Here is a 21,004-nt window from a genome sequence, read left to right as displayed (position 1 = left end):
CCTCCCCGGTCACGCCCGCTCCGGCCCCCCGGCCACGACCGCGGAGGCCCTCCCCGATCACGCCCGGTCCGGCCGACCGCTCCCGTTCCCCCACCCCACCTCACGGCCGGGGGGTCAGCCCCTCCTTCTCGGCCGCCTCGGCCAGGCGGGCGTCCAGGGTGACGAAGATCCCGCCCACCCCCGCGAAGAAGAACAGGGCGGCAGCCAGTTGGAGCGCGTCGGCGGCGCGCAGCGGATGGCGCCGGAGCAGGAGGTCTGTGGTGCGGCGGACCTCGTCCCCGGGCAGCACCTCCATCCAGTGCGCGGCGATGTCGTCCAGGCGCTGACGCGCCGTGGCGACGGCGTCCGCATCGAGGACGTCCTCGCGGCGGAGGCGAGCCAGGGCGGACGCGCACTCGGTGGGCGTCCCCCACCAGAACGCCCCGGCCCGGTCCTGCGCGAGGAGCTCGAGCATGGGCCCCGTCTCCCGCTGTTCCACCAGGAGAGGCACCAGCGCCGAACTGTCCCAGAACCTCATCGCCCGGCGGCCCGTTCCTCGAGGAGCGCCGCGAGGAGCGCTCCCTTCCGGTCCGCCGGCCGCTCCCGGGTCGCGAAGGATGGGGGCAGGAGCCCGCGGCCGGGCCGCACCGCACCGGCCGCCACCAGGGTATCCACCTGCGCTTCCCAGGCGTCCGCCCCGACCAACGGAGCCAGACGCGCCACGGGCCGGCCTCGATCCGTCACGACCACTTCCTCACCGGCCTGGACGGCGCGGAGGATCTCGCTCAGGTGGGCCTTCAGATGGGACACGGAGACGGTCATGAGACCATAATGGTCATCTCGGGATGACCTGTCCAGTCGTGGATGGCGGCTCTGGTCAGGCGGCTCCCGAGGGCGTCACGCTCCATTCGACCGCAGGTCCCTCCGTGCCGCACACGCGTCCCTCCGTTCCCCATACGCCGCAGCGCACGCGCACGGAACCCCACGAATGCAAGGGGTTTCCACCCACTTGCCCTTCACCGCTCCGGCGTGTCTCTTGCACACCCACGAGCGGACGCCACCCTGCCACGAGAGGAATGGACCGACTCCACCGCGCCCTCGTCCCCCTTCTCGCTGCTGCACTCCTCGCCGCCTCGGGCGGCGCGGACGGTCTGTCGGCCCAGAACGCCTCCCCCACGGGGAACGGCGGGGCGGCCACTCGACCACCCGCCGAACCGGTCCCCCCGCCGATCGACTGGACGTCGGAAGCGGAGCTCGGGGCCAGCCTGTTCTTCGGCAACACCGCCCAGGCCCTGATCCTGACGCGTACCGGCACCTCCGCGGAGGCGGAGCGCTTCACGTTCGCCACGGACGCATCCTTCCAGTACGGCGAGGCCGCGCAGGACGAAGGCGGCCGCGACGTGAGCCGGCGTTCCTGGGCTGCGGAGACGACGCTCGACTACCGCCACCACGATCTGGTCTCCTCCTTCGTGCACACCCAGGTCGAGGGCAGCTACGAGAAGCGGATCGATCTCCGCGTGCGGACCGGCATCGGCGCCCGTATCCAGGTGACCGACGACGATCGCACCAAGGTGGGTCTGCGGCTCTCGGTCCTCGCCGAACGCACCGATCCCCGTCTGGCCCAGCCGGAGCAGGAGGACGTGCGGACCGTCGCGCGCGGCGCCATGGAGCTCAACCTGGCGCGCAAGCTGGACGACGACCGCGTGCGCCTCGCCAGCACCACCAGTTACGGTCCCAGGGTCGGCCGCTTCGAGGACTACACGGTCAAGTCCATCAGCTCCGCGGCGTTCCGGGTCTCGGAGACCATGCACCTGAAGCTCTCGTTCGTGGACTCGTTCGATTCCGGGGCCCGTGACCGGGGCGCCCGCTCCAACAACGACGGCGAGGTCGTCCTCAGCCTGACGACCACCTTCCGGTAGGGGCGGCGGAAGGGGCGGCAGCGGCAGGATCCCACGCCGCGGCCCCCGCCGCGCCCCGAGCGGCACCGCGGGAGGGGCCCCGGCCGCTCGTTCCGTCCGCCCCCTCCGTTGACCGCCCGTCCGGGCTTTCTAGAATCAGGGCGCGGCAACCGGGTTGTCCCACCGCACCACGTCCGTCAAGGAGCACCGAAGGGTGGCGAGTCACCACATCCGCAAGCGGGTGGTCACGGGGCTGGTCGTCCTGATTCCGCTGGGCATCACGATCTTCGCCCTGCGCTTCCTGTTCACCGCGGCCACGGGGCTGCTCCTCCCCTTCCTCGATCCGGTGCTCGGGCACCTGCCGGGGTGGGCGCGCGCGCTGCTGTCGATCGCGCTGCTGTTCGCGATCCTCCTGCTGGTTGGGCAGGTCGCCACCAACGTGGTCGGGCGCCGGCTCATCCAGATGTTCGAGCAGCTGGTGCTGCGCATCCCGATCGTGCGCATCATCTACCAGGCCGCCAAGCAGGTCGTCGAGGCCTTCGGCGCCCCGCGCGCCGACTTCCAGACGGTGGTGATGGTGGAGTTCCCTCGCCCCGGCATGCGCGCGGTGGGCTTCCTGACCAACACCATCCAGGACGAGGACGGCCGGCCCTGGTGCACCGTGTTCATCCCGACGACACCCAATCCGACGACGGGCTTCCTCCAGGTGGTGCCGGCGGAGTCCACCGTGCGCCTGGACTGGACCGTGGAAGACGCCGTGAAGACCATCATGTCGCTCGGTGTGCTCACGCCGCGGGGATGGACGCCGCCGACCGGCCCGGGAATCCAGGCCCCACCCGGCGGGGGCTGAGGAAGGCCCCCTCCGACGGCGCCCCAGCGCCTCAACCCCCGCTCCGCCCCGACCGACACTAGGGGCGAAGGGGGGCTCCGCCCGGAGCCCGTCCGCCCATCCGACGGGGAGCGGGAAGCGACATGAAGGGCGTGGTCTTCAACCTGCTGGAAGCGTTCGTCTGCGAGGGGTGGGGGGACGAGGTCTACGAGGCGCTGCTCGAGCGGACCGAGCTGGAGACCCAGGAGCCCTTCGTGGGACCGGGCACGTATCCCGACTCCGACCTGGTGGCGCTGGCCAGCAACGCCGCCCTCATGCTCGACCTGCCGCTGGGCGCGGTCCTGCGCGCCTTCGGGGAGTACTGCTTCCCGCAGCTCGCGGCCAAGGTCCCCATGCTGGTCGACAGCCACTCGGATCTGATCTCCTTCCTGCAGAGCATCGACTCGGTGCTGCACGTGGAGGTCCGCAAGCTCATGCCGCAGGCCGTCACGCCCACCTTCCTCGTGGACCGCACCGGCCCCGACACGGCGCGGCTGGCCTACCACTCCGAGCGGCGGCTGTGTGGCTTCATGGAGGGGCTGTTGGTGGGGGCGGGACGACACTTCGGCACGGACGTCGAGTTCACCAAGCACTCCTGCATGCACCAGGGCGCGGCCTCCTGCGAGTACGACCTGGTGGTGCACGTGCAGCACGCCCTCCCCACGTCCATCGCAGGAACCGCGGCGCAGGGATGACCACCGTCGTCGGGAGCCGCAGGTTGGAACGCGCCGAGAAGCGTGTCGCCATCCTGGAGCGGATGATCGAGGACCGCACCCGGGACCTCTTCCTCTCCAACGAGCGGCTGCAGCGCGCCAATGCCTACCTGACGGAGCTGTATTCCATCCTACCGGAGTCCCTGCTGGTGGTCCGGTTCGACGGCTCCATCCGCGATGTGAACGATGCGACCGTGGAGCTCCTGGGCGTTCCGGCCGACGAGCTGGTGGGGCGCCCTGTGGAATCGATCTCGGCCCGGCTCTGGGAGTGGCTGGTCAGCTCCGGCGACGACGCCCGGGTGGACGAATTCGAGGATGAATGGCAGGGCGTGGGCGGCCCCATCCCCGTGGTGCTCTCCATCGCGACGGCCTCCCCCAAGGTCGGGCAGCCCATCCACGTGGTGGCGGCGGCCGATCAACGCGAGCGGCGGCAGCTCGAGCTGGAGCTGCGGCACGCGCAGAAGCTGGAGTCCGTGGGCCAGCTCGCCGCCGGCATCGCGCACGAGATCAACACACCCATGCAGTTCATCGGCGACAACGCCCGCTTCCTGCAGGGCAGCTTCACCGACCTGCTGTCGCTGGTGGACCTGTATCGGGACACGCTGGCCACGGTGGAGTTGGCCTCCGGGCCCAGGACCCGCATCGCCGAGCTCGAGGACGAGGTGGACCTGGAGTTCCTGCAGCAGCGCGTGCCGCAGGCGTTCGCCCGCACGCTGGAAGGCGTGGACCGCGTGAGCACCATCGTGTCCGCCATGAAGGCGTTCGCCCACCCCGGGCACGACAAGGTGGCCACGGACATCAACCTGGCGCTGCAGACCACCCTCACGGTCGCCCGCAACGAGTACAAGTACGTCGCGGACGTGGTGACCGACTTCGGGGACATCCCCCTCGTGCCCTGCTATGCCGGCGACATGAACCAGGTCTTCCTGAATCTGGTCCTCAACGCAGCGCAAGCGATCGAGGAGCGCAACGTCGGCCGCGAGGAGCGCGGCGCTCTCACGCTGCGATCCTGGCGGGACGGGGAGTTCGTGGTGGTGTCGGTGTCGGACACCGGCACCGGGATCCCCGAAGCGATCCACCACCGCCTCTTCGAGCCCTTCTTCACGACCAAGCCCGTCGGCAAGGGCACGGGACAGGGGCTGGCCATCTCCTACGCGGTGGTGGTGGAGAAGCACGGCGGCTCCCTGCGCTTCGAGACCACTCCGGGCGAAGGCACCACGTTCTTCGTCCGCCTGCCCATCCAGGACCCCGGGACGAGCCTTTCATGATCCGTGTCCTGTTCGTCGACGACGAACCCGCCGTCCTCGAGGGCCTCGAGAACAGCCTCCGCCGGCACCGGAAGCGCTGGGACATGGTGTTCCTCGACCGGGCGCGCGAGGCGGTGGACCTCCTGGAGCGGGAATCGTTCGATGTGCTCATCACGGACATGCGCATGCCGGAGATGGACGGGAACCAGCTCCTGGAGTGGGCCCGCACGCATCAGCCCCAGGTGGTGCGCATCCTGTTGACGGGGCACGCGGAGAAGCAGCAACTCCTGCGCGCCCTTCCGGCCGCACACCGGATCCTGCTCAAGCCGTGCGACGCCGAGACGCTGGAGGGCGCCATCGCGCACGGGCACGACCTCCGCCGCTCGATCCCGGACCCCGAGATCGAGGAGATCGTGGGCGGCCTCGACGCCCTGCCCATCCCGCCCGACGTGCATCGCGCCCTGCTGGACCTTCTGCGCGATGCGGAGGTCACCACGCAGCAGGTCGCGGCCGCCGTCAGCCACGACGTGTTTGCCACCGCGCGCATCCTCCAGGTCGGCAACGCCGCCGCGGCGGGCAGCGGCATCGTCACGGTCGAGGATGCGCTCGGCTGTCTGGGCATCGAAGCCTGGCGCGGGCTCGTGATCTCGAACGGCCTGTTCGACGCCATGGCCCCCGGTCTGCAGGTGGACGGCTTCTCGGTCGAGACGTTGGACCGCAGGAGTGATCTGGCCTCGCGCCTGGCCCGCCGCCTCCTGGATGATCCGGGCGCCGCGGCCGCCGCCTCGTCGGCGGCGCTGCTGCACGATCTGGGGCAGTTCATCATGGCGGTGTATCTGCCCGGTCGCTTCCGCCAGGCACGCAATCTGGCACGCGTCTCGGAGATCCCTCTGCACGAGGCGGAGCGCAGGATCTTCGGCGCCACCCATGCCGACATCGGTGCCTGGCTGCTGGACCGCTGGAACCTGCCGGCCCGCGTCACCCGCAGCGTGCAGCATCATCACCGTCCCGCGCTGGCGGGCGAAGCGGGATTCGGGCCGGCCGGCGCGGTCCACGTCGCGGCCGCCCTCGCCGAGCGCATCGTGGGCTCGAGCTTCGGTCCGATGGACGGGACGGCCCTGCGTCCGGACCCTCTGGACATGGACTATCTCGCCGCTGCGGGCGTGGCCGACCGCATCGAGGCGTGGGAGTGGGCGGCGGTGGAACTGGCCGAGAGCGTGCTACCCGGAGTCGGGCGATGAGCGCAGTCCGCTTCAAGCCTCTGGTCCTGTGCGTCGACGACGAGCCCAAGGTGCTGGAAGGCATCGAGCTCAACCTGCGGCGCAAGTTCCGCGTGCTGACCGCCACGAGCGGGGAAGAGGCACTCGAGATCCTGGCGGGAGAGGACTCGGTCGCGGCGATCCTGTCCGACATGCGCATGCCCGGCATGACCGGCGCCGATCTCCTCGCGCGCGTGCGCAGCGAGCGCCCCGAGATCACCCGGATGCTGCTCACGGGGCAGACCGACCTGGACTCGGCCATCCGGGCGGTCAACGAGGGCCAGCTCTTCCGGTTCCTCACCAAGCCGTGCCCGACCGAACAGCTCGTGACCGCCTTCGAAGGCGCGGTCGAATACCACCAGCTGCAGGTGGCCGAACGCGAGCTGCTGGAGTCGACGCTGCGCGGCAGCGTCCAGGCGCTCGTGGACATGTTGGCCCTCGCCAACCCCGAGGCGTTCGGACGGGCCGTGCGGGTGCGGGAGATGGTGCGGGAGCTCTGTCGCGACCTGGGCGTGGGGCGCAGCTGGTTCATCGAAGTCGCGGCGATGATGTCGCAGATCGGCAGCGTCGCGCTCTCGCCGGGGACCACTGCCAAGATGTACCACGGGCAGAGCCTGACGGAGACCGAGCTGGACGAGATGGCTCGGATCCCCGCGCTACTACGGGCCATCATCGACGACATCCCGCGGTTGGAGCCCGTGGCGCACGTCGTGGAGGACTTCTACCGGTCGGTGCTGGACGGGATCGCACCGGCGACGCCGGGTGGTCACATGCTACGCATCGCCGTGGACTTCGACCTCCTGCAAGCTCGCGGCATCGATGAGCAGGAGGCCCTCGACACCATGCGCGGCCGGACCCTGTACGACCGCGACCTGCTCGCGACGTTCGCCCGCGCACGCGGTGCGGCGCTGGCGCGCCAGGAGATCCGCGAGCTTCCGTTCTCCGAGGTCCCCATCGGCGCAGCGCTCGCCGAAGATCTGCGTACCCGCGACGGCGCTCTCGTCGCTCCCCGCGGATATGTCATCACGCCCAGCTTCGTGGTGCGGGCGGAGTCCTTCCGCGCGGCGGGCGTGGTGGAGCCGGTGCGCGTGGTCCTCTCCGCGGTCGCGCCCGACCGCACGCTGGTTTCGCTGCCCCTCTGATCGTTCGGAGGTGCCGCCGCGCACTCCGGCCAGGCGTGCAGCACCTAACGAAACCGGCGCTCCGTGTGTCTATCCCACAGGACATCGACAACGGAGGTCGTCATGAAGGCTAGAGCGAAGGTGATGGTGGCCGTGGTGGCCGGTGCGGGTTTGGTGGCCGCGCCCCTGGCGGCGCAACGTGCGCCGCGGGCGCAGGGCCCGGGAGGCGACGGTGCGCGCGCTGCGTTCGTCGGACCGCGGGGTGCAGGGGTCGAGGCGCTCCTGCGACAACGCGAAGCCCTCGAGCTGACCGACCAGCAGGTGGCGCGCTTGAACACGCTGCGCCTCGAGCACCTGCAGGCTGCACAGGCGGACCAGGCGGAGCGGGCGCGGATCCGTTCGGACGTGGCCGCCGGGGAGCGTACGGCGGCGGAGGCCCGCGACGCGCTGCACCAGGCGCGGGATCGCGCGCACGAACGGCGGGATGCCTTGCGCGTGGAGATGCAGGGACTCCTGACCGAGACGCAGCAGACCAGGCTGCAGGAGCTGCGGCAGCAGCGTCGTGCCGACCGGGCCGAGGGCCGTCGGGGCGACCGGGGTGACCGTCCCCGCCTGCGGGACGGGCGGCCCGGCCCGGGGAATGGCGTCCCCGGCCGGCCGGGCCGCCAGCGGCCCGGCTCCGCGCGCTGAAGCCCGGCCGTCCGAGGACCGGGGTCGGCGCCCTCGCGGGGGCGCCGACCCCGTCGCACATTCAGGATCGGGGGCGCCACGGACACCGGACGCCCGCCCCGGCGTACTAGAAACGGGACCCGCACGGCTCCCGCTTCACCTGCTCCCCATCCGGATCGCCATGGCTTCCTCCCGACCCCTTCGCTTCCGGGCCCTTCTGGCCCTCCTCGCGGCGCTGGTCGCCCCCAGCGCGCTCCGGGCCCAGGCGCTCGACCTTCGCGGTCGGGTCGTGGACATGGAAAGCGGCGACGGCGTGGCCGACGTGCTCCTGCGGGCCGCGGGCACGCGAGCCGAGGCCCTCACCGACGCGGACGGCCGCTTCCTCCTCAGGGGTTTGCCGGCCGGGGAGCGGCTGCTGGTCCTGGAGCACCTGGCCTACGGCTCCCATCAGCAGGTCGTCGACGTCGGGACGTCCGCCCTCGAGCTCGAGATCCGGATCTCCCGCGAAGCGATCGCCATCGAGCCCGTGGTGGTCGAGGTCATGACCCCCGAACGGCGGCAGCGGCTGGCCCGGGGGTCGAGCCAGCACGTCGTGGACGAGGAGATGATCCAGCGCGCGATCGGCACCAGCCGGCACCTGGGCGATCTGCTGCGCCAGACCGTCCCGGGCATCCGCGTGCGCCAGGCCAACAACCTGAGCGGCACGGACGTGTGCCTGGAGTTCCGCTCGGCCCAGAGCATCTCGCTGCTGGATCGCGGCTGTCAGCATCCGGCCGTCTACCTGGACGGTGTGCCCATCTCCAACCCGAACTTCCTCTACGGCATGCTGGCGCTCAACACCATCGAGCAGCTCGAGGTCATCCCGCCCGGGGAGGCCGGCGCCCGCTACGGGACGGGCTCGCTCTACGGCGTGATCCTCATCAGCACGCAGACGCCCGGTCTGGAGCGACCGGCGGGCGGCACGGATCTCGGACCGCCGATGCCGCTCCGGAGCCCGTCCGAGAGCCACTTCGACTGGTCCCAGGATCCGGAGGGGCATCACACCCGGCGCGCCTTCCTCGGCACGGCGCTCGGGAACGCGGCGGGCGTGGCAGCCGGGGCGATCGTGGCCGGCCAGTGCGTGGGCATCGACGCCAAGGAGGAGATCGTCACCGAGTGCGGGACGGGCGGCACCGCCCTGGCCGTCACCACGGCGGTGCTGATCCCCACCGTGGCCGCCGCCCTCTCCGCCCGCTGGAGTGGAGGAACCGAGCGGTCCGTGGGCCGCTTCGGCCCCGCGGCGCTGGGTGCCGCCGTGGCGCTGATCCCGGGCTACGCCTTCGCGCTGTCGACGGAGGGAGCCGGCGAGGCGGACTTCGCCAACGCGCTCGGCTACGGACTGCTGTTCGCCGTGGTCCCCACGATCGTCACAGGGGCCGATCGCCTCTTCCGCAAGCTGCGCGGCGCCGAGGCGATCGACCCCCGTTGAGCGCAGCCGCGCTCAGAAGAAGTTGGAGTAGACGAAGCGGTATTCGATCGTGGCGTCCTGCAGTGTGCCCGTGCGGTCGTATTCGAGGCCTCCGTCGAGGTAGACCCGCATGCGCACGGTGGCCTCTTCGTCCTCCGTCTCCGTGAGCCGCGCCAGCACGCTCCCGAGCTCCTCCAGCGAGAACGTCTGGTCGAAGGAGTCTCCCGCGGCCAACGCGAACGTGTCGGCTTCGTTCAGCGCCGCCAGGATGGTGCCCGTATCCTGGTCCACGAGCTCGACGAAGTCCGTCGACACGATCAACCGCAGTGGCGACGGCGCGGACGAGACCTCCACCTGGACGCGCGCGCGCTCCGGCCGGTTGTCGTCGGTGTCGAAGACATTGCACCCACCCAGCACCGCGAAGGCCACCAGTCCCGCACCGCCCCGCACGACTGCCGGAAGCCGGCTCGAACGCCTACGTTCGTTCATGCCCACACTCGCTCCTGGTTCCCCGTTCCCGGGCGCTCGCTGGCTCAGCGGCGCCGTGTTGCTGCTTGCTGCCTGTACCCCGGAACCGGCGCCCAGTCCCCTGCATGCCCCCATCGGGGAACCGGTGCCCGGCCTCGACGCCTCGCAACTGGAGCGCTTCCGGGCCGGCCAGGCGCTCTTCGGTCGGATCTTCACCGAAGCGGACGGCCTCGGGCCCCGCTTCAACGAGAACGCCTGCAACGCCTGCCACACGGATCCGGCGGACGGGGGGACGGGGGAGCAGTTGGTGGTGAAGGCCGCCCATCAGGCCGCGGACGGCACATGTGACGTGCTGGCCGCCCAGGGCGGAGAGAACGTGCGGGCCAAGGTCACCCCGCGGGCGGCCGCCCTGGGCGCCGCTCCGGCCGGGACGCCCGCGGAGGCCAACACCCGCGGGCGGATCAACACCCCGTTCCTGTTCGGGGTCGGCCTCATGGACCTGATCCCCCTGGCGGACCTGGAGGCGCGGGCCGACCCCGACGACCGGGACGGGGACGGTATCTCCGGGCGGTTGGGTCAGGACGGGCAGGGACGCCCCGCCCGCTTCGGACGCAAGTCGGGCACGGCCACCCTGGCGGGGTTCGTGGACGAGGCCTTCCGGTTCGAGATGGGCCTCACCACCGCGATGGTCCCGGACGAAGCCCAGGCCGGCGACCGGCCCGGCCTCCCCGAGGGGGCCGATCCGACCGGAGAGCCCGAGGTGGATGAGGGCACGGCCTCGCTGGTGACCGACTTCGTGCGCTGGCTGGCTCCGCCGGCGCCCGGGACCGCCTCGCCGGCCGACGAGGAGGCCGTGCGGCAGGGGGAGGCGCTGTTCGAGGGGCTGGGGTGTGCCCGTTGCCATACGCCGCAGCAGCGGACCGCAGCCAGCGCTCCACCTCCCCTCGCGGGGCGCACTTTCGCGCTGTACTCCGACCTGCTCCTCCATGACATGGGGCCGGATCTGGAGAGCGCGTGCACCGCCGGCGCCACGGCTACGGAGCACCGGACCGAGCCGCTCATCGGGCTGCGCTACCGCCGCCGGTTCCTCCACGACGGTCGGGCCACCCGCGTCCGGGATGCGATCCTCGCGCACGGCGGAGAGGCGGAGGCGGCCCGCACGGCGTTCGCCGCGCTCGATCGGGTGACCCAGGAGGCCGTGCTCCGCTTCCTGGGCACGCTCTGAGCCCACCGCACCGACGGTGCTGCCCCTCTCCCGACGTCCCTGAACGAGAACCGGGGGTGGGGCCAGCGGCCCCACCCCCGGTGATGTCACCCTCGGTCGACCTCCCGCGTCAGCGCGGGTTGTTGATGTTCGGGTTGCCCTCGTACTCCTCGAGCGGCATCGGGTAGCACGTGGCCGTGCCGTACGCGCCCCACTGCTCGTTCGGGTGGGTTCCGCTCGGGAACATGTCGTCTCCCTGGCGGAGCCAGCGGCGCAGGTCACCCAGGCGCGTCCCGTTCATGAAGAAGTCACGACCACGCTGGTCGCGGAGCTCCATCATGAGCGCGTCCCCGGTCAGGTTGACCGGAGCCTGGTTGCCGACGGCACGGCGGTCGTTGACGAAATCCAACGTCGCCTGACCGGGCCCCATGGCCTCGTACATGTTGTGCTGCGCTTCCAGGCCGGACGCGAACGTGATGTCCGTGCCCTGCCCGTAGTCCGGCGGCGAGCCGCCGTTCGCATAGGTCTCTCCGTTGTACTCGGAGAACATCAGACCCTGCTTGGGCGTGTAGAGCTGCGTCAGCCGGTTGTGCCCGAGCCGCCAGATGGGCAGGTGCTGCACCCGCGGATCGGTCAGGAACGCCTCCAGGTTCTGCTGCCCGAAGTTGGACGGGCCACCCGCGATGAAGTGCGGGGCGACGCCCAGCGCGTGGTTGGCACCGGTCACCCGGGCCTCGAGCACGTTGTAGAGGCGAGGGTCGCTCGCCGAGTACTCGATCCACTTGCGGTAGTCCACCGGAACCTGCTGCGCATACGTGATCACCTGCGCGTTGTTGCCCAGGTTCAGATGCGCGCGGGTCAGTCCCACGCGAGCCATGTTGGCGATGTCGCTGTTGTTGGCCGCCTGAGCGATCGACAGCGCCTCCTCCAGACGATCCACGGCGAACTGGTACAGCTCGAGGGGCTCGTAGATCTCCGAGCCCACGTTCACCGTGGCCTCACACATCGCGTCCGCCAGCAGGATGTAGCTGTACCCTGCGTAGGCGAGCGTGGTGGCGAGTCGCGCGTCCGTCGACGGGTTGGCGAGCAGCGTGCGGAACCGACCCGACACGCTGTCCGCCTGCGCCCGCGCCCGGCTCAGGTCCGAGAACATGAGGTCCGCGTCACCCTCGTCGTACTGCACGATGCGCTGACTCAGGCGCGCGGTCTGCTCCCAGTTGATGCCGGTGATCTGCTCGTCGCTGAACATGCTGCCACGCCACACGAACGGATCGGAGTAGGCGAACTGGAAGTCACCGATCACGCCGTTCAGCAGCACCTTCGCGAGCGTCGAGTCCTGCAACAGCTCCTCATTGAGCTCGGCCGGGTTGTTGACCTTGAGAAGCTCGTCGACCGAGCAGGCCGTCCCGACCAGGGCCGACAGGGCGACCGCGGTCGCCAGGGCCCCCTTGGTTACGAGAGAACGACTCATAGTTGTGGTTTCCTTTTCGATCCGTCAGAACGCCACGCGCACGCTGAGCGCGAACGTGCGGAGCATGGGGATCGATGCGTAGTCGGTGCGGTTGAAGGTCGTCAGCGAGCTGAAGTTGACCTCGGGGTCGGGCGAGCCCAGCCCTTCCTGGTCGAACTTGTACTTCGTCCACATCCACAGATTGCGGGCCGACAGCGTCAGCGCCGCGGAGTTCAGGCCGGCGCGCTCCACCACACCACCGGGGAGCTGATAGGTCGCCGAGATCTCACGCAGCTTGATGAAGTCCGCTTCCTTGATCCAGGTCTTGGTCTGGAGGCTGCGCGCGATGGCGACGTCCACCGGATCCGAGTTGGGATCGTTGATCAGCTTCGTGTTCAGGTCCACGCGGCTCCGGACCGAGCAGATGGCGCACCACTGATAGTGGCCGCCCTTGTAGTCCAGGTTCGCGAAGAGCCGGACGTTCTCGAACAGCGTGAACGTGTTGGTCAGCGCGATCTCGCGCGTGGGCAGCGACGGTCCCACGTACTCCTTCTCCGTCGCAACCGTCACGCCGCCGCTGGACGTCAGCACCGGCTGACCGGAAGCGTCGCGGACCACGTCGGTGCTCCACATGCCGCCCATCGGGTAGCCCGGGATGTGACGCTGCACCGTGGCGAACTCGCCGAACTCGATCTGCGTGAGCGGCGCGTCACCGAACGTGACCAGCTCGTTGCTGTTGGTGGAGAACGCGACCGTCGCGTCCCACTGCAGGTTGCGGGTGTACACCGGCGTCGCCGTCAGCAGCATCTCGATCCCGCTGTTGGCGATCTCACCCACGTTGGTGAAGTGCGTGTCGCTGAAGCCCGACGACGGCGGATCCGGCACCTCGATGAGGGCGTCGCGCGTCTTCTGGTTGTAGTACGTGAAATCCAGGCCCAGGCGCCCGTCCAGGAACGACGCCTCGAAGCCCAGCTCCAGCTCGGAGCCGGTCTCGGCCTTCAGGTCCGGGTTCCCGTACGAAGACGGCCGCAGCAGGTTCACGGCCTGATCGGCCAGCGTGGTCACGCCCGCGTCATAGGTGCGGTCGGCCACGAACGGCTCCGGCGGGCTGCCCGCCTGACCCCAGGCACCGCGCAGCTTCAGCTGGTCGATCCAGTCGACCTGGAAGAAGTCCTCGTCGGAGACGACGTAGGAGAGCTGGGCCTTGGGGTAGACCACCAGCGAGAAGTCCTTCCCGAACGCCGAGTTGTCGTCGACGCGCACGGCCGCAGTGGCGAACAGTCGGTTCCGCCAGCCCACCTGCTCCTGGACGAAGAAGCCCAGGGAGGTCTGCTGCTCCAGGTCCTGCTGTGCCCGTGTGTTGGCCGCCGAGCCCACCAGGTTGATCTGGCTGGCCACGAGGCCTTCACCGATGGTGGTGTAGGACTCGAACTTGCGCGAGTTGAGCTGCATGCCCGCGCTGAAGGCGGAGCTGTAATCGTCGCTCAGGTCGAGATTGACGGTGCCCGAGTAGTCGACCGTCCAGGTGTGCACGTCCGGCAGGAAGATGTCGATGACGCCGGTCGCATTGGTCGCGCCCCACGGAGCCAGGCCGGTCCCGTCGATGGGATAGAACTCGGTGACCTCGCGGTCGTTCCGGTCCATGCCCAGCACCAGCCGGTTGGACAGCCACGGGAACGGCTCGTAGTTGACCGTGGCACCCATGGTGAAGCGCTCACCGCGGTTCTGCAGGTCGTACTGGTTGGCCAGCTCGGGCCCGAAGCCACGGAAGCCCGGCTCCCACGTGTGGCTGACCGCCAGGGTCTGCCCACGGTACGCGTTCCGGAGCACGGAGTTGGACGAGTTGTTGGACAGCGGCGAGCGGATGTGCTGGCGCACATAGCCCACGTTGACGTTGAAGTTGAGCTTCTCCGTCGGCGTGAACCCGAAGTTGGCGCGGCCACCGGTCCGGCGGGCGAAGTTGTTCAGGAAGATGCCCTGCTCGTCGCCCTTCTCGGCCGAGATGAAGTAGTTGAACAGCTCACCACCCCCCCGGGCCGACACGTTGAACGCGTACTGGCCGGGGCCGTTCGGGTCGCTCGACCCCTCGTTGCCGCGCACCGCGTTGGGATTGCGCGTCATGGGATCGTCCGTCAGCACCGTCCCGGCCGCCAGGCCCTGACAGCCCGGGTACCGGACCGCGTCGTTGACGTTGGCCTGCGTGCACTGCCAGTAGGTGATGGGCCGGTCCAGATTCCAGTCGGAGGTGCCGGCGTCCATGCTGGCGTTCCACTGGATGCCCGTCCCGGCACGGCCCTTCTTGGTGATGATCTGGATCACGCCGGAGGCGGCCTGCGCGCCGTACAGCGTCGACGCGGCGGGCCCCTTGATCACCTCGATCGACTCGATGTCGTTCGGGTTGAGGAAGTCCAGCGCGTTGGTGCACTGCACCACGTTGTTGCACTGACCGCTCTGGTTCCCGCTCTCGATGCGGACGCCGTCCACGAAGACCACGGGCTGCGTCTGCCCCGACAGGGAGCCCGACCCGCGCAGGCGGATCTGCGAGCCCGACCCGGCGGCGCCGCCGTCGGCGATGAGCGTGAGACCGGGCGTGCGGGCCTGGAGCAGCTCCTGCACGTTGGCGACCGGCACGGACTCGGTGACTGCCGCGGCCTCCACCTTCTGCACGGAGTTGCCGATGGCGCGTCGCTGTGTCTGACCGGCCGTGCCCGTCACGACGATCTCGTCGAGCTCGAGCGCCTGCTGGCCCATGGTGAAGTCGAGCGCCACCGTCTGGCCCGCGGCCACCGTCACCTGCTGCTCGACGAGGCCGTAGCCGATGAGCTCGACCCGCACCACGTGCGAGCCCGTGGGAACGTTGAGGATCAGATACTGACCGCTGCTGTTGGCCAGACCCCCGCGGCCGGTGCCGACCACGAGGACCTGCGCACCCGACAGCGGGCGCATGGTCACCGCGTCGGTGACCTGGCCTCGAATGTTGCCCATGGCCTGCTGCGCTTCGATCGCCGAAGTACCCGCGAACGCGAGACCCGCGACCAGCACGCACAGACGCACGAGCACACGGACAAGGCGTGTGTCCATGACGCCTCCGAAGAGAAGATAGAGGGTGGAAAACGCACTCCCGGGGGCACCCGGTTGGCCCGGGACCGAACCGTCTGGCTTCGGTCCCCGATCGCCCGCACCCCAAGGTCTGGGAGTGAAACGGACGAGTGCCCTGGAACGGGACTACAGCGTCACAATATCGACGCAGCGGCGGCCGAGAGAAAGGGAAGAGTTTGCCTGATTCGGATGTGGGAGACTCTCCCATCGGCCCCTTCCCGAGCCCGCCGCTCGCGCCGACGTCCTCTCTACGGGGCGGGCCTCCGTAGCATTACGGAACGGCACCGCACCCTCGTGGACGGGGGTGGGTCGCGGGCGTCATCCGAAGAGCGAACGCACCAGCGTCCATGGGGAGAAGATGGTCCCGGGGTCGGTGCGCTCCGCGAGGACGTCCTCGGCCGCCCGGCGCAGGCGCCCGCTGCGGCGCACGCGCCACGAGACCAGGTCCCCCACCCAGGCGCGCCCCAACCACCGCTCCGCGGTCCGGTACCCGTCGTAGCGGGCCCGCAACGTCGCGTTCAGCGTGCCGGGGTAGGTCGCCGTCCGGGCTGCACCGTCCGCCAGGGCCGCCTGTACGACCTCCGCCGCCAGCTCGGCCGACTCCATCGCCTTGCCGATCCCCTCCCCCGTGAAGGGGTAGGTGGTGCCGACCGTCTCCCCCACGGCGAGGATCCTTCCGCTACGGTCGAGCGGCTGCGTGCCCGTCAGTCCCGTGCGCAGCCGGGCGCCCCGCACCGGGCTCTCCTCCCGCGTGGCCGCCGCCAGCCGGCGGCCCTCCGGGTTCTCCGCCAGGAACCGGCCCAGCACCGCCCGCAGCTCCGACGCCCGGCCCGCCACGTCGTGCTTGCGCCGCTCGTCGAAGAAGAGGCCCACGCCCACGTTGAAGCGCCGCGCCCCGAGCGGGAAGATCCAGGCGTAGCCGGGCAACACGGCGCGGTCGAACGAGATGATGGGATCCGGCAGGTCCACGTCCGCCGTGACGTACTTGCGCAGCGCCACCGCGGACGGCGCCGGCCGCTCGATCATGCCCACCTGTTCGGCGAGCATGGTATCGGCCCCGGTGGCCAGCAGGACGAAGCGCGCGCCCAGCCGCACGGGGTCGGCCCCGGGAGCGGGCGCGACGTGGACCTCCACCCCGCGTTCGTGTGCGCGCACGCGCTCCACCCGCCCCCGCGCCACCCGCGCTCCGGACGCCACGGCCTCGGCGGCCAACAGCGCGTCCAGCTGCAGTCGGGGCAGCCCCACCAGGTCGGACGGCACGTCGAACGTGACCCCCCGCGCGCTCGAGACCCGAAGCCGTGGAACGGCGTGCCCGACCCGGGTGACCCGGGACCGCACGCCCAGGCGGTCCAGGGCCGCCAGCGCGTCCGGGATCAGCAGGTCGCCACAGGCCTTGTCGCGCGGGAAGGCGGCGCGCTCCAGCACCAGGACGCGGGCACCCGCCCGGGCCAGCCAGCAGGCCGCGGTGGAGCCCGCCGGCCCCGACCCGACCACGATCACGTCCCAGTCGGCGTCGAGGTCGTCGGGGGCCAGCGCCACCTGGCCCACGTCCACCGGTCGAGCCATCAGCGCGCCACCGGCACGAGGTCGAAGAGCACGGGCCGATGGTCGGAGGCCTCGGAACCCAGCACCTCGGCGCCGATGCACCGGAAGGCGCTTCCCAACCACAGATAGTCGATGCGCTTCGTGGGCTGGCGCGCAGGGTAGGTGAGCGGGCTGCCGCGGCCGCAGTCGCCGAAGGCGTCCACGAATCCCGCTGCTCCCGGTGCCGCCACCACCCGGCTGCCCGGCTCCGCGTTGAAGTCGCCTCCGAGCAGCACACGCCCGCCGGTCTCCTCGGCCGCGGCCTGTGCGACGGCGAGGACGGCCTGCACCTCCTGCCAGCGGTAGGCGTCGTCCACCGACGCGTCCAGGTGCGTGTTGAGCACCGTGAGCGCACCTCCGGGCGCCTCCACCCGTACTTCGAGGATGCCCCGCGGCTCGTAGGATCCACCGGCACGCGCCTGCGGCGGGTCGACCGGCAGCGTCCGCACGGTGTCCGCGAGCACGGGCCAGCGCGACAGCACCGCGATGCCGTAGGCGCCACCGTCGTAGTCCAGCGTGCGTCCGAAGACGGCGTGGAGACCGCTCTCGCGCGCGAGCACGGCGAGCTGGTCGACGTGGCCGGAGCGCACCGTGCCGCGGTCCACCTCCTGGAGCAACACCAGGTCGGGTGCGCGCTCGCGGAGGAGGGCGCCGATGCGCGCGAGGTTCTCCGCGCCCCCGGCGTCCTTGCCCGCGTGGATGTTGTAGACGAGCACGCGCACGGACTCCCCCTCTCCCCTGCCCCGCATCGTAGCGCTGCCCGCGGCGCAGGCGAGCGCGCCCGCGGCGAGCGCAACGCCCAGCGACGCGGCTCCTCTCAACGCGCCAATTCCCGCCCGACCGCGCGTGAGATCTGCTCCAGCTCGCCCATCAGGTCGGCGAACGCGTCCAACGTGAGCGATTGCCGCCCGTCGGAGAGCGCCTCCTCCGGGCGTGGATGCACCTCGATGATCAGCCCGTCCGCGCCGGCCGCCACAGCCGCGCGCGACAGCGCGCCCACCCATTCGCGGCGTCCGGCCGCATGGCTGGGGTCGACGATCACGGGCAGGTGGGTGCGCTCCTTGAGCACGGGTACGGCGGCCAGGTCGAGCGTGTTGCGGGTGGCCGTCTCATACGTGCGGATGCCGCGCTCGCACAGCACCACGCGGGAGTTGCCGGCGGCCACGACATACTCGGCCGCGAGCAGCAGCTCGTCCGTGGTGGCCATCATGCCGCGCTTGAGCAGCACCGGCGTGCGCAGCTCGCCTACCGCCGACAACAGGCGGAAGTTCTGCATGTTGCGCGCGCCGATCTGCAGCATGTCGGCCGTATCGGCCACCTGCGCGAGGTCCTCCGGCGCCACCACCTCCGTGACGATGCCCAGACCGGTCTCCGCCCGCGCCTCCGCCAGCAGGTCGAGCCCCTCCTGTCCCAACCCCTGGAAGCTGTACGGCGAGCTGCGTGGCTTGAAGGCACCGCCACGCAGGAGCATCGCGCCCGAGCGCTTGAGGCTTCGGGCCGCTTCCAGGATCTGCTCGCGCGACTCGACGGCGCAGGGTCCGGCGATGACCACCACCGCCTTCTCGCCGAACGTCACGTCGCCCACGCGCACGCGACCGGGCCCGCCGTGGGCGGCGCGGGACACCAGGGGATAGGGCGGGGCCACGGGTCGGATCTCGCGCACGCCCGGCAGCGCGGCCAGATCCCCCGCGATGGCGGTGGCACCGGGGCCGATCACGCCGATCAGGCTCTCCGTGTCCAGCTCGCTGATCTGCACGCGGAAGCCGGCGTTCTCGACGAATCGCAGGATATCCGCTTTCTGCTTCAGCGAGCACCCCTTGTCCAGCACCGCGATCATGCCCGTCCTCCCCGAAGTGACCGGAGCAACGCCGGTGCGTCGTCTCCGCGCTCGATGGCCTCCACCACCGCGCTCCCGACGATCACACCATCGGCGTGCTCGCCCAAGGCCCGCACGTCCTCCGGGGTCCGGATCCCGAATCCCGCCAGCACCGGCCGGGGCGAGGTGGCCCGCACCCGGTCCAGGTAGGCTCCGACCTCCGCCCGCTGGTCGGCCACGGCCCGCCCGGTGGTGCCGGTCATGGTGACGGCGTAGACGAAGCCCTGGCTGGCCGCACACAGCCGGGCCAGCCGCTCCGGCGGAGTGAGGGGCGTGACCAGCTGGACGAGGGCGACTCCGGCCGGGTCCAGCGCGGCGCGCAGCTCCTCCGACTCCTCCCAGGGCACGTCCGGCACGATCAACCCCGCCACCCCTACCGCCGCCGCCCGCGCCGCGAAGGCGTCGAACCCCATCTGGAGCACGGGATTCAGGTAGCTCATCAAGACCACCGGCCGCTCCAGGCCCACGCGCTCGAGCCCGTCCAGCAGGCCCGCCAGGGTGGTCCCCGCCGCCAGGGCGCGCTCGGAGGCCCGCTGGATGGTGACCCCATCCGCCATCGGATCGGAGAAAGGCACGCCCACCTCGAGGATGTCGACCTCGGCGGCCACGCCGGGCAGCAAGTCCACGAAGGCGTCGGGGTCGGGGAAGCCGCCCGTCACGTACCCCACCAGGGCGGGACGCCCGTGCTGGCGGGCGACCGCGATGGCCGCCTCCAGCCGCGCCCCTCCGTCCAACCGGAGATCCGCGCTCACGCGCCCTCCTCGCCCAGGAGCCGGGCCAGGGTCTCGAGGTCCTTGTCCCCTCGGCCGGACAGCCCGACCAGGATGGTCTTCCCCGGGTGGTCGCCCGCCCACCGGCGCGCTCCCGCCAGGGCGTGCGCGGACTCGAGCGCGGGCAGGATGCCCTCCAGCGCACAGCAGGCCTTCACGGCCTCCAGCGCCTCGGCGTCCGAGACGGGCGCGTAGCGCACCCGACCGATGTCGTGCAGGAAGGCGTGCTCGGGCCCCACGCCCGGATAGTCGAGCCCGGCCGAGATGGACTCGGTGTCCACGATCTGCCCGTGGGGATCCTGGATGAGCAGGGTATGGGCGCCATGGAGCACGCCGGGGCGGCCATAGGCCACCGTGGCCGCGTTGGTCCCGAGGGTGGTGCCGTGCCCGCCGGCTTCGAGCCCCAGGATCTCGACCGATCGGTCGGCCAGGAAGCCGTGGAAGAGCCCGATGGCGTTGGAGCCGCCGCCCACGCAGGCCGCCACGGCGTCCGGGAGGGCGCCCGTGCGCTCGAGGAGCTGGGCCCGCGCCTCCCGACCGATCACGGTCTGGAGCTCCCGCACCAGCCAGGGATAGGGGTGGGGGCCCACGACCGACCCGATGAGGTAGTAGGTGTTCTCCGGATCGGAGACCCACTCGCGGATCGCCTCGTCGATGGCGGCCCGCAGGGTCCGGTCCCCGGTCCGGACGCGCACCACCTCGGCCCCGAGGGTGTGCATGCGCAGCACGTTGGGGGCCTGGCGGGCCGCATCCACCTCGCCCATGTAGACCCGGCAGGGCAGGCCCAGGCGGGCACAGGCCGCGGCGGTGGCCACGCCGTGCTGGCCCGCACCGGTCTCGGCCACGATGCGACGCGCCCCCAGCCGGCGGGCCAACAGGGCCTGCCCGATGGCGTTGTTGATCTTGTGGGCGCCGGTGTGCGTCAGGTCCTCGCGCTTGAGCCAGACCGAGGCGCCCCAGGCCGCCGACAGACGGGCCGCATGGGTCAGCGGGGTCGGCCGCCCCACCCAATCGGTGAGCTCGGCGCGCAGGGCGTCCTGGAACGCCGGGTCGGCGAGCGCCTCCGTGGCACCGGCCTCGAGGCGACCGAGCGCCACCATCAAGGTCTCGGGCACGAACCGCCCGCCGAAGCGGCCGAAGCGGCCGCGGGCGTCGGGTAGCGTTCCGTCCAGCAGCGCGTCCAGACCCGGCGCCGCGATCTCGTTCATGGCTGCAGCTCCCGTTCGGCTTCGCGTACGGCCTCCAGGAAGGCCCGGATCCGTCCCGGGTCCTTCCGTCCTTTCGTCTCGACCCCGCTCGACACGTCCACCCCCCACGGGCGCACGCGATCGATGGCCTCTCCCACCGTGTCC

Annotated in this window: 20 protein-coding genes; 9 read left to right on the top strand and 11 right to left on the bottom strand. The window is 71.1% G+C overall.

The genetic code is table 11. From position 1 onward, the window contains the following. Positions 1-100 precede the first annotated feature (100 nt). Both R3E98_19705 and R3E98_19700 read right to left on the bottom strand, forming a co-directional pair. A complete protein-coding gene (locus R3E98_19705; GenBank protein MEZ4425631.1) occupies positions 101-517 on the bottom strand; it encodes a type II toxin-antitoxin system VapC family toxin in 417 nt (138 codons plus the stop codon). Beyond that, positions 514-801, bottom strand: coding sequence for a type II toxin-antitoxin system prevent-host-death family antitoxin (locus tag R3E98_19700; protein ID MEZ4425630.1), 288 nt, complete (start codon positions 799-801; stop codon positions 514-516). The genes R3E98_19705 and R3E98_19700 overlap by 4 nt, the downstream gene beginning before the upstream one ends. Positions 802-1,055: 254 nt before the next feature. Here R3E98_19700 and R3E98_19695 point away from each other — a divergent pair, with 254 nt between their 5' ends. From R3E98_19695 to R3E98_19660, 8 genes are all read left to right on the top strand, one after another. Then, entirely contained in the window at positions 1,056-1,898 is an 843-nt protein-coding gene (locus R3E98_19695) for a DUF481 domain-containing protein (GenBank protein ID MEZ4425629.1), read from the top strand. A gap of 193 nt (positions 1,899-2,091) precedes the next feature. Beyond that, on the top strand, positions 2,092-2,727 hold the full coding sequence (locus tag R3E98_19690) for a DUF502 domain-containing protein (GenBank protein MEZ4425628.1): 636 nt from the start codon (positions 2,092-2,094) through the stop codon (positions 2,725-2,727). A 122-nt stretch (positions 2,728-2,849) separates the two neighbouring features. Next, the gene (locus R3E98_19685) at positions 2,850-3,440 is read left to right on the top strand and encodes a heme NO-binding domain-containing protein (GenBank protein ID MEZ4425627.1); all 591 of its coding nucleotides are present in this window, start codon (positions 2,850-2,852) and stop codon (positions 3,438-3,440) included. After that, the gene (locus tag R3E98_19680) at positions 3,437-4,726 is read left to right on the top strand and encodes an ATP-binding protein (GenBank protein ID MEZ4425626.1); all 1,290 of its coding nucleotides are present in this window, start codon (positions 3,437-3,439) and stop codon (positions 4,724-4,726) included. Before R3E98_19685 ends, R3E98_19680 begins: the two co-directional genes overlap by 4 nt. Next, the gene (locus R3E98_19675) at positions 4,723-5,946 is read left to right on the top strand and encodes an HDOD domain-containing protein (GenBank protein ID MEZ4425625.1); all 1,224 of its coding nucleotides are present in this window, start codon (positions 4,723-4,725) and stop codon (positions 5,944-5,946) included. The genes R3E98_19680 and R3E98_19675 overlap by 4 nt, the downstream gene beginning before the upstream one ends. Further along, the gene (locus tag R3E98_19670; protein MEZ4425624.1) at positions 5,943-7,106 is read left to right on the top strand and encodes a response regulator; all 1,164 of its coding nucleotides are present in this window, start codon (positions 5,943-5,945) and stop codon (positions 7,104-7,106) included. Before R3E98_19675 ends, R3E98_19670 begins: the two co-directional genes overlap by 4 nt. A gap of 102 nt (positions 7,107-7,208) precedes the next feature. After that, the gene (locus R3E98_19665) at positions 7,209-7,775 is read left to right on the top strand and encodes a hypothetical protein (protein ID MEZ4425623.1); all 567 of its coding nucleotides are present in this window, start codon (positions 7,209-7,211) and stop codon (positions 7,773-7,775) included. Positions 7,776-7,935: 160 nt separating this feature from the next. Then, on the top strand, positions 7,936-9,222 hold the full coding sequence (locus R3E98_19660; GenBank protein ID MEZ4425622.1) for a TonB-dependent receptor plug domain-containing protein: 1,287 nt from the start codon (positions 7,936-7,938) through the stop codon (positions 9,220-9,222). Positions 9,223-9,234: 12 nt separating this feature from the next. Here R3E98_19660 and R3E98_19655 read toward each other — a convergent pair whose 3' ends face one another. After that, the gene (locus tag R3E98_19655; GenBank protein MEZ4425621.1) at positions 9,235-9,690 is read right to left on the bottom strand and encodes a hypothetical protein; all 456 of its coding nucleotides are present in this window, start codon (positions 9,688-9,690) and stop codon (positions 9,235-9,237) included. A gap of 124 nt (positions 9,691-9,814) precedes the next feature. Between R3E98_19655 and R3E98_19650 the strand changes: the two genes are divergently transcribed. Further along, positions 9,815-10,894 carry a di-heme oxidoredictase family protein gene (locus R3E98_19650; GenBank protein MEZ4425620.1) on the top strand — a complete coding sequence of 360 codons (1,080 nt, stop codon included), beginning with the start codon at positions 9,815-9,817 and terminating at the stop codon, positions 10,892-10,894. A 109-nt stretch (positions 10,895-11,003) separates the two neighbouring features. On the opposite strand, the gene R3E98_19645 is transcribed toward R3E98_19650, so the two are convergent. The 8 genes from R3E98_19645 to R3E98_19610 all read right to left on the bottom strand — a co-directional run. Further along, on the bottom strand, positions 11,004-12,344 hold the full coding sequence (locus R3E98_19645) for a hypothetical protein (GenBank protein MEZ4425619.1): 1,341 nt from the start codon (positions 12,342-12,344) through the stop codon (positions 11,004-11,006). A 24-nt stretch (positions 12,345-12,368) separates the two neighbouring features. Next, the gene (locus tag R3E98_19640; protein ID MEZ4425618.1) at positions 12,369-15,404 is read right to left on the bottom strand and encodes a SusC/RagA family TonB-linked outer membrane protein; all 3,036 of its coding nucleotides are present in this window, start codon (positions 15,402-15,404) and stop codon (positions 12,369-12,371) included. Between the two features lie 336 nt (positions 15,405-15,740). Beyond that, on the bottom strand, positions 15,741-16,988 hold the full coding sequence (locus R3E98_19635; protein ID MEZ4425617.1) for an NAD(P)/FAD-dependent oxidoreductase: 1,248 nt from the start codon (positions 16,986-16,988) through the stop codon (positions 15,741-15,743). Beyond that, positions 16,988-17,827 (bottom strand): endonuclease/exonuclease/phosphatase family protein, encoded by an 840-nt coding sequence (locus tag R3E98_19630; protein ID MEZ4425616.1) that lies wholly within the window; start codon positions 17,825-17,827, stop codon positions 16,988-16,990. The genes R3E98_19635 and R3E98_19630 overlap by 1 nt, the downstream gene beginning before the upstream one ends. Next, positions 17,824-18,843, bottom strand: a complete 1,020-nt coding sequence (gene aroF / locus R3E98_19625) for a 3-deoxy-7-phosphoheptulonate synthase (protein ID MEZ4425615.1) — start codon at positions 18,841-18,843, stop codon at positions 17,824-17,826. Before aroF ends, R3E98_19630 begins: the two co-directional genes overlap by 4 nt. Beyond that, positions 18,840-19,634 (bottom strand): tryptophan synthase subunit alpha, encoded by a 795-nt coding sequence (gene trpA, locus R3E98_19620; GenBank protein ID MEZ4425614.1) that lies wholly within the window; start codon positions 19,632-19,634, stop codon positions 18,840-18,842. The genes aroF and trpA overlap by 4 nt, the downstream gene beginning before the upstream one ends. Then, on the bottom strand, positions 19,631-20,860 hold the full coding sequence (trpB, locus tag R3E98_19615; protein MEZ4425613.1) for a tryptophan synthase subunit beta: 1,230 nt from the start codon (positions 20,858-20,860) through the stop codon (positions 19,631-19,633). The genes trpA and trpB overlap by 4 nt, the downstream gene beginning before the upstream one ends. Beyond that, positions 20,857-21,004, bottom strand: a 148-nt coding sequence (locus R3E98_19610; protein ID MEZ4425612.1) for a phosphoribosylanthranilate isomerase, incomplete at its 5' end; no start/stop codon positions are given. The genes trpB and R3E98_19610, both read right to left, overlap by 4 nt.

The organism is Gemmatimonadota bacterium (genome assembly GCA_041390125.1).
Lineage (GTDB): Bacteria > Gemmatimonadota > Gemmatimonadetes > Longimicrobiales > Gaopeijiaceae > JAGQIF01.
This window is presented reverse-complemented; position numbering and strand designations above follow the sequence as displayed.

Excerpts from the sequence above, each read along its gene's own strand:
- R3E98_19670 (MEZ4425624.1), top strand. The coding sequence starts at position 5,943 with ATGAGCGCAGTCCGCTTCAAGCCTCTGGTCCTGTGCGTCGACGACGAG.
- R3E98_19655 (MEZ4425621.1), bottom strand. The coding sequence starts at position 9,690 with ATGAACGAACGTAGGCGTTCGAGCCGGCTTCCGGCAGTCGTGCGGGGC.
- R3E98_19680 (MEZ4425626.1), top strand. The coding sequence starts at position 3,437 with ATGACCACCGTCGTCGGGAGCCGCAGGTTGGAACGCGCCGAGAAGCGT.
- R3E98_19700 (MEZ4425630.1), bottom strand. The coding sequence starts at position 801 with ATGACCGTCTCCGTGTCCCATCTGAAGGCCCACCTGAGCGAGATCCTC.
- trpB (MEZ4425613.1), bottom strand. The coding sequence starts at position 20,860 with ATGAACGAGATCGCGGCGCCGGGTCTGGACGCGCTGCTGGACGGAACG.
- R3E98_19665 (MEZ4425623.1), top strand. The coding sequence starts at position 7,209 with ATGAAGGCTAGAGCGAAGGTGATGGTGGCCGTGGTGGCCGGTGCGGGT.
- R3E98_19660 (MEZ4425622.1), top strand. The coding sequence starts at position 7,936 with ATGGCTTCCTCCCGACCCCTTCGCTTCCGGGCCCTTCTGGCCCTCCTC.
- R3E98_19675 (MEZ4425625.1), top strand. The coding sequence starts at position 4,723 with ATGATCCGTGTCCTGTTCGTCGACGACGAACCCGCCGTCCTCGAGGGC.
- aroF (MEZ4425615.1), bottom strand. The coding sequence starts at position 18,843 with ATGATCGCGGTGCTGGACAAGGGGTGCTCGCTGAAGCAGAAAGCGGAT.
- R3E98_19645 (MEZ4425619.1), bottom strand. The coding sequence starts at position 12,344 with ATGAGTCGTTCTCTCGTAACCAAGGGGGCCCTGGCGACCGCGGTCGCC.
- R3E98_19640 (MEZ4425618.1), bottom strand. The coding sequence starts at position 15,404 with ATGGACACACGCCTTGTCCGTGTGCTCGTGCGTCTGTGCGTGCTGGTC.
- R3E98_19705 (MEZ4425631.1), bottom strand. The coding sequence starts at position 517 with ATGAGGTTCTGGGACAGTTCGGCGCTGGTGCCTCTCCTGGTGGAACAG.
- R3E98_19695 (MEZ4425629.1), top strand. The coding sequence starts at position 1,056 with ATGGACCGACTCCACCGCGCCCTCGTCCCCCTTCTCGCTGCTGCACTC.
- R3E98_19635 (MEZ4425617.1), bottom strand. The coding sequence starts at position 16,988 with ATGGCTCGACCGGTGGACGTGGGCCAGGTGGCGCTGGCCCCCGACGAC.
- R3E98_19685 (MEZ4425627.1), top strand. The coding sequence starts at position 2,850 with ATGAAGGGCGTGGTCTTCAACCTGCTGGAAGCGTTCGTCTGCGAGGGG.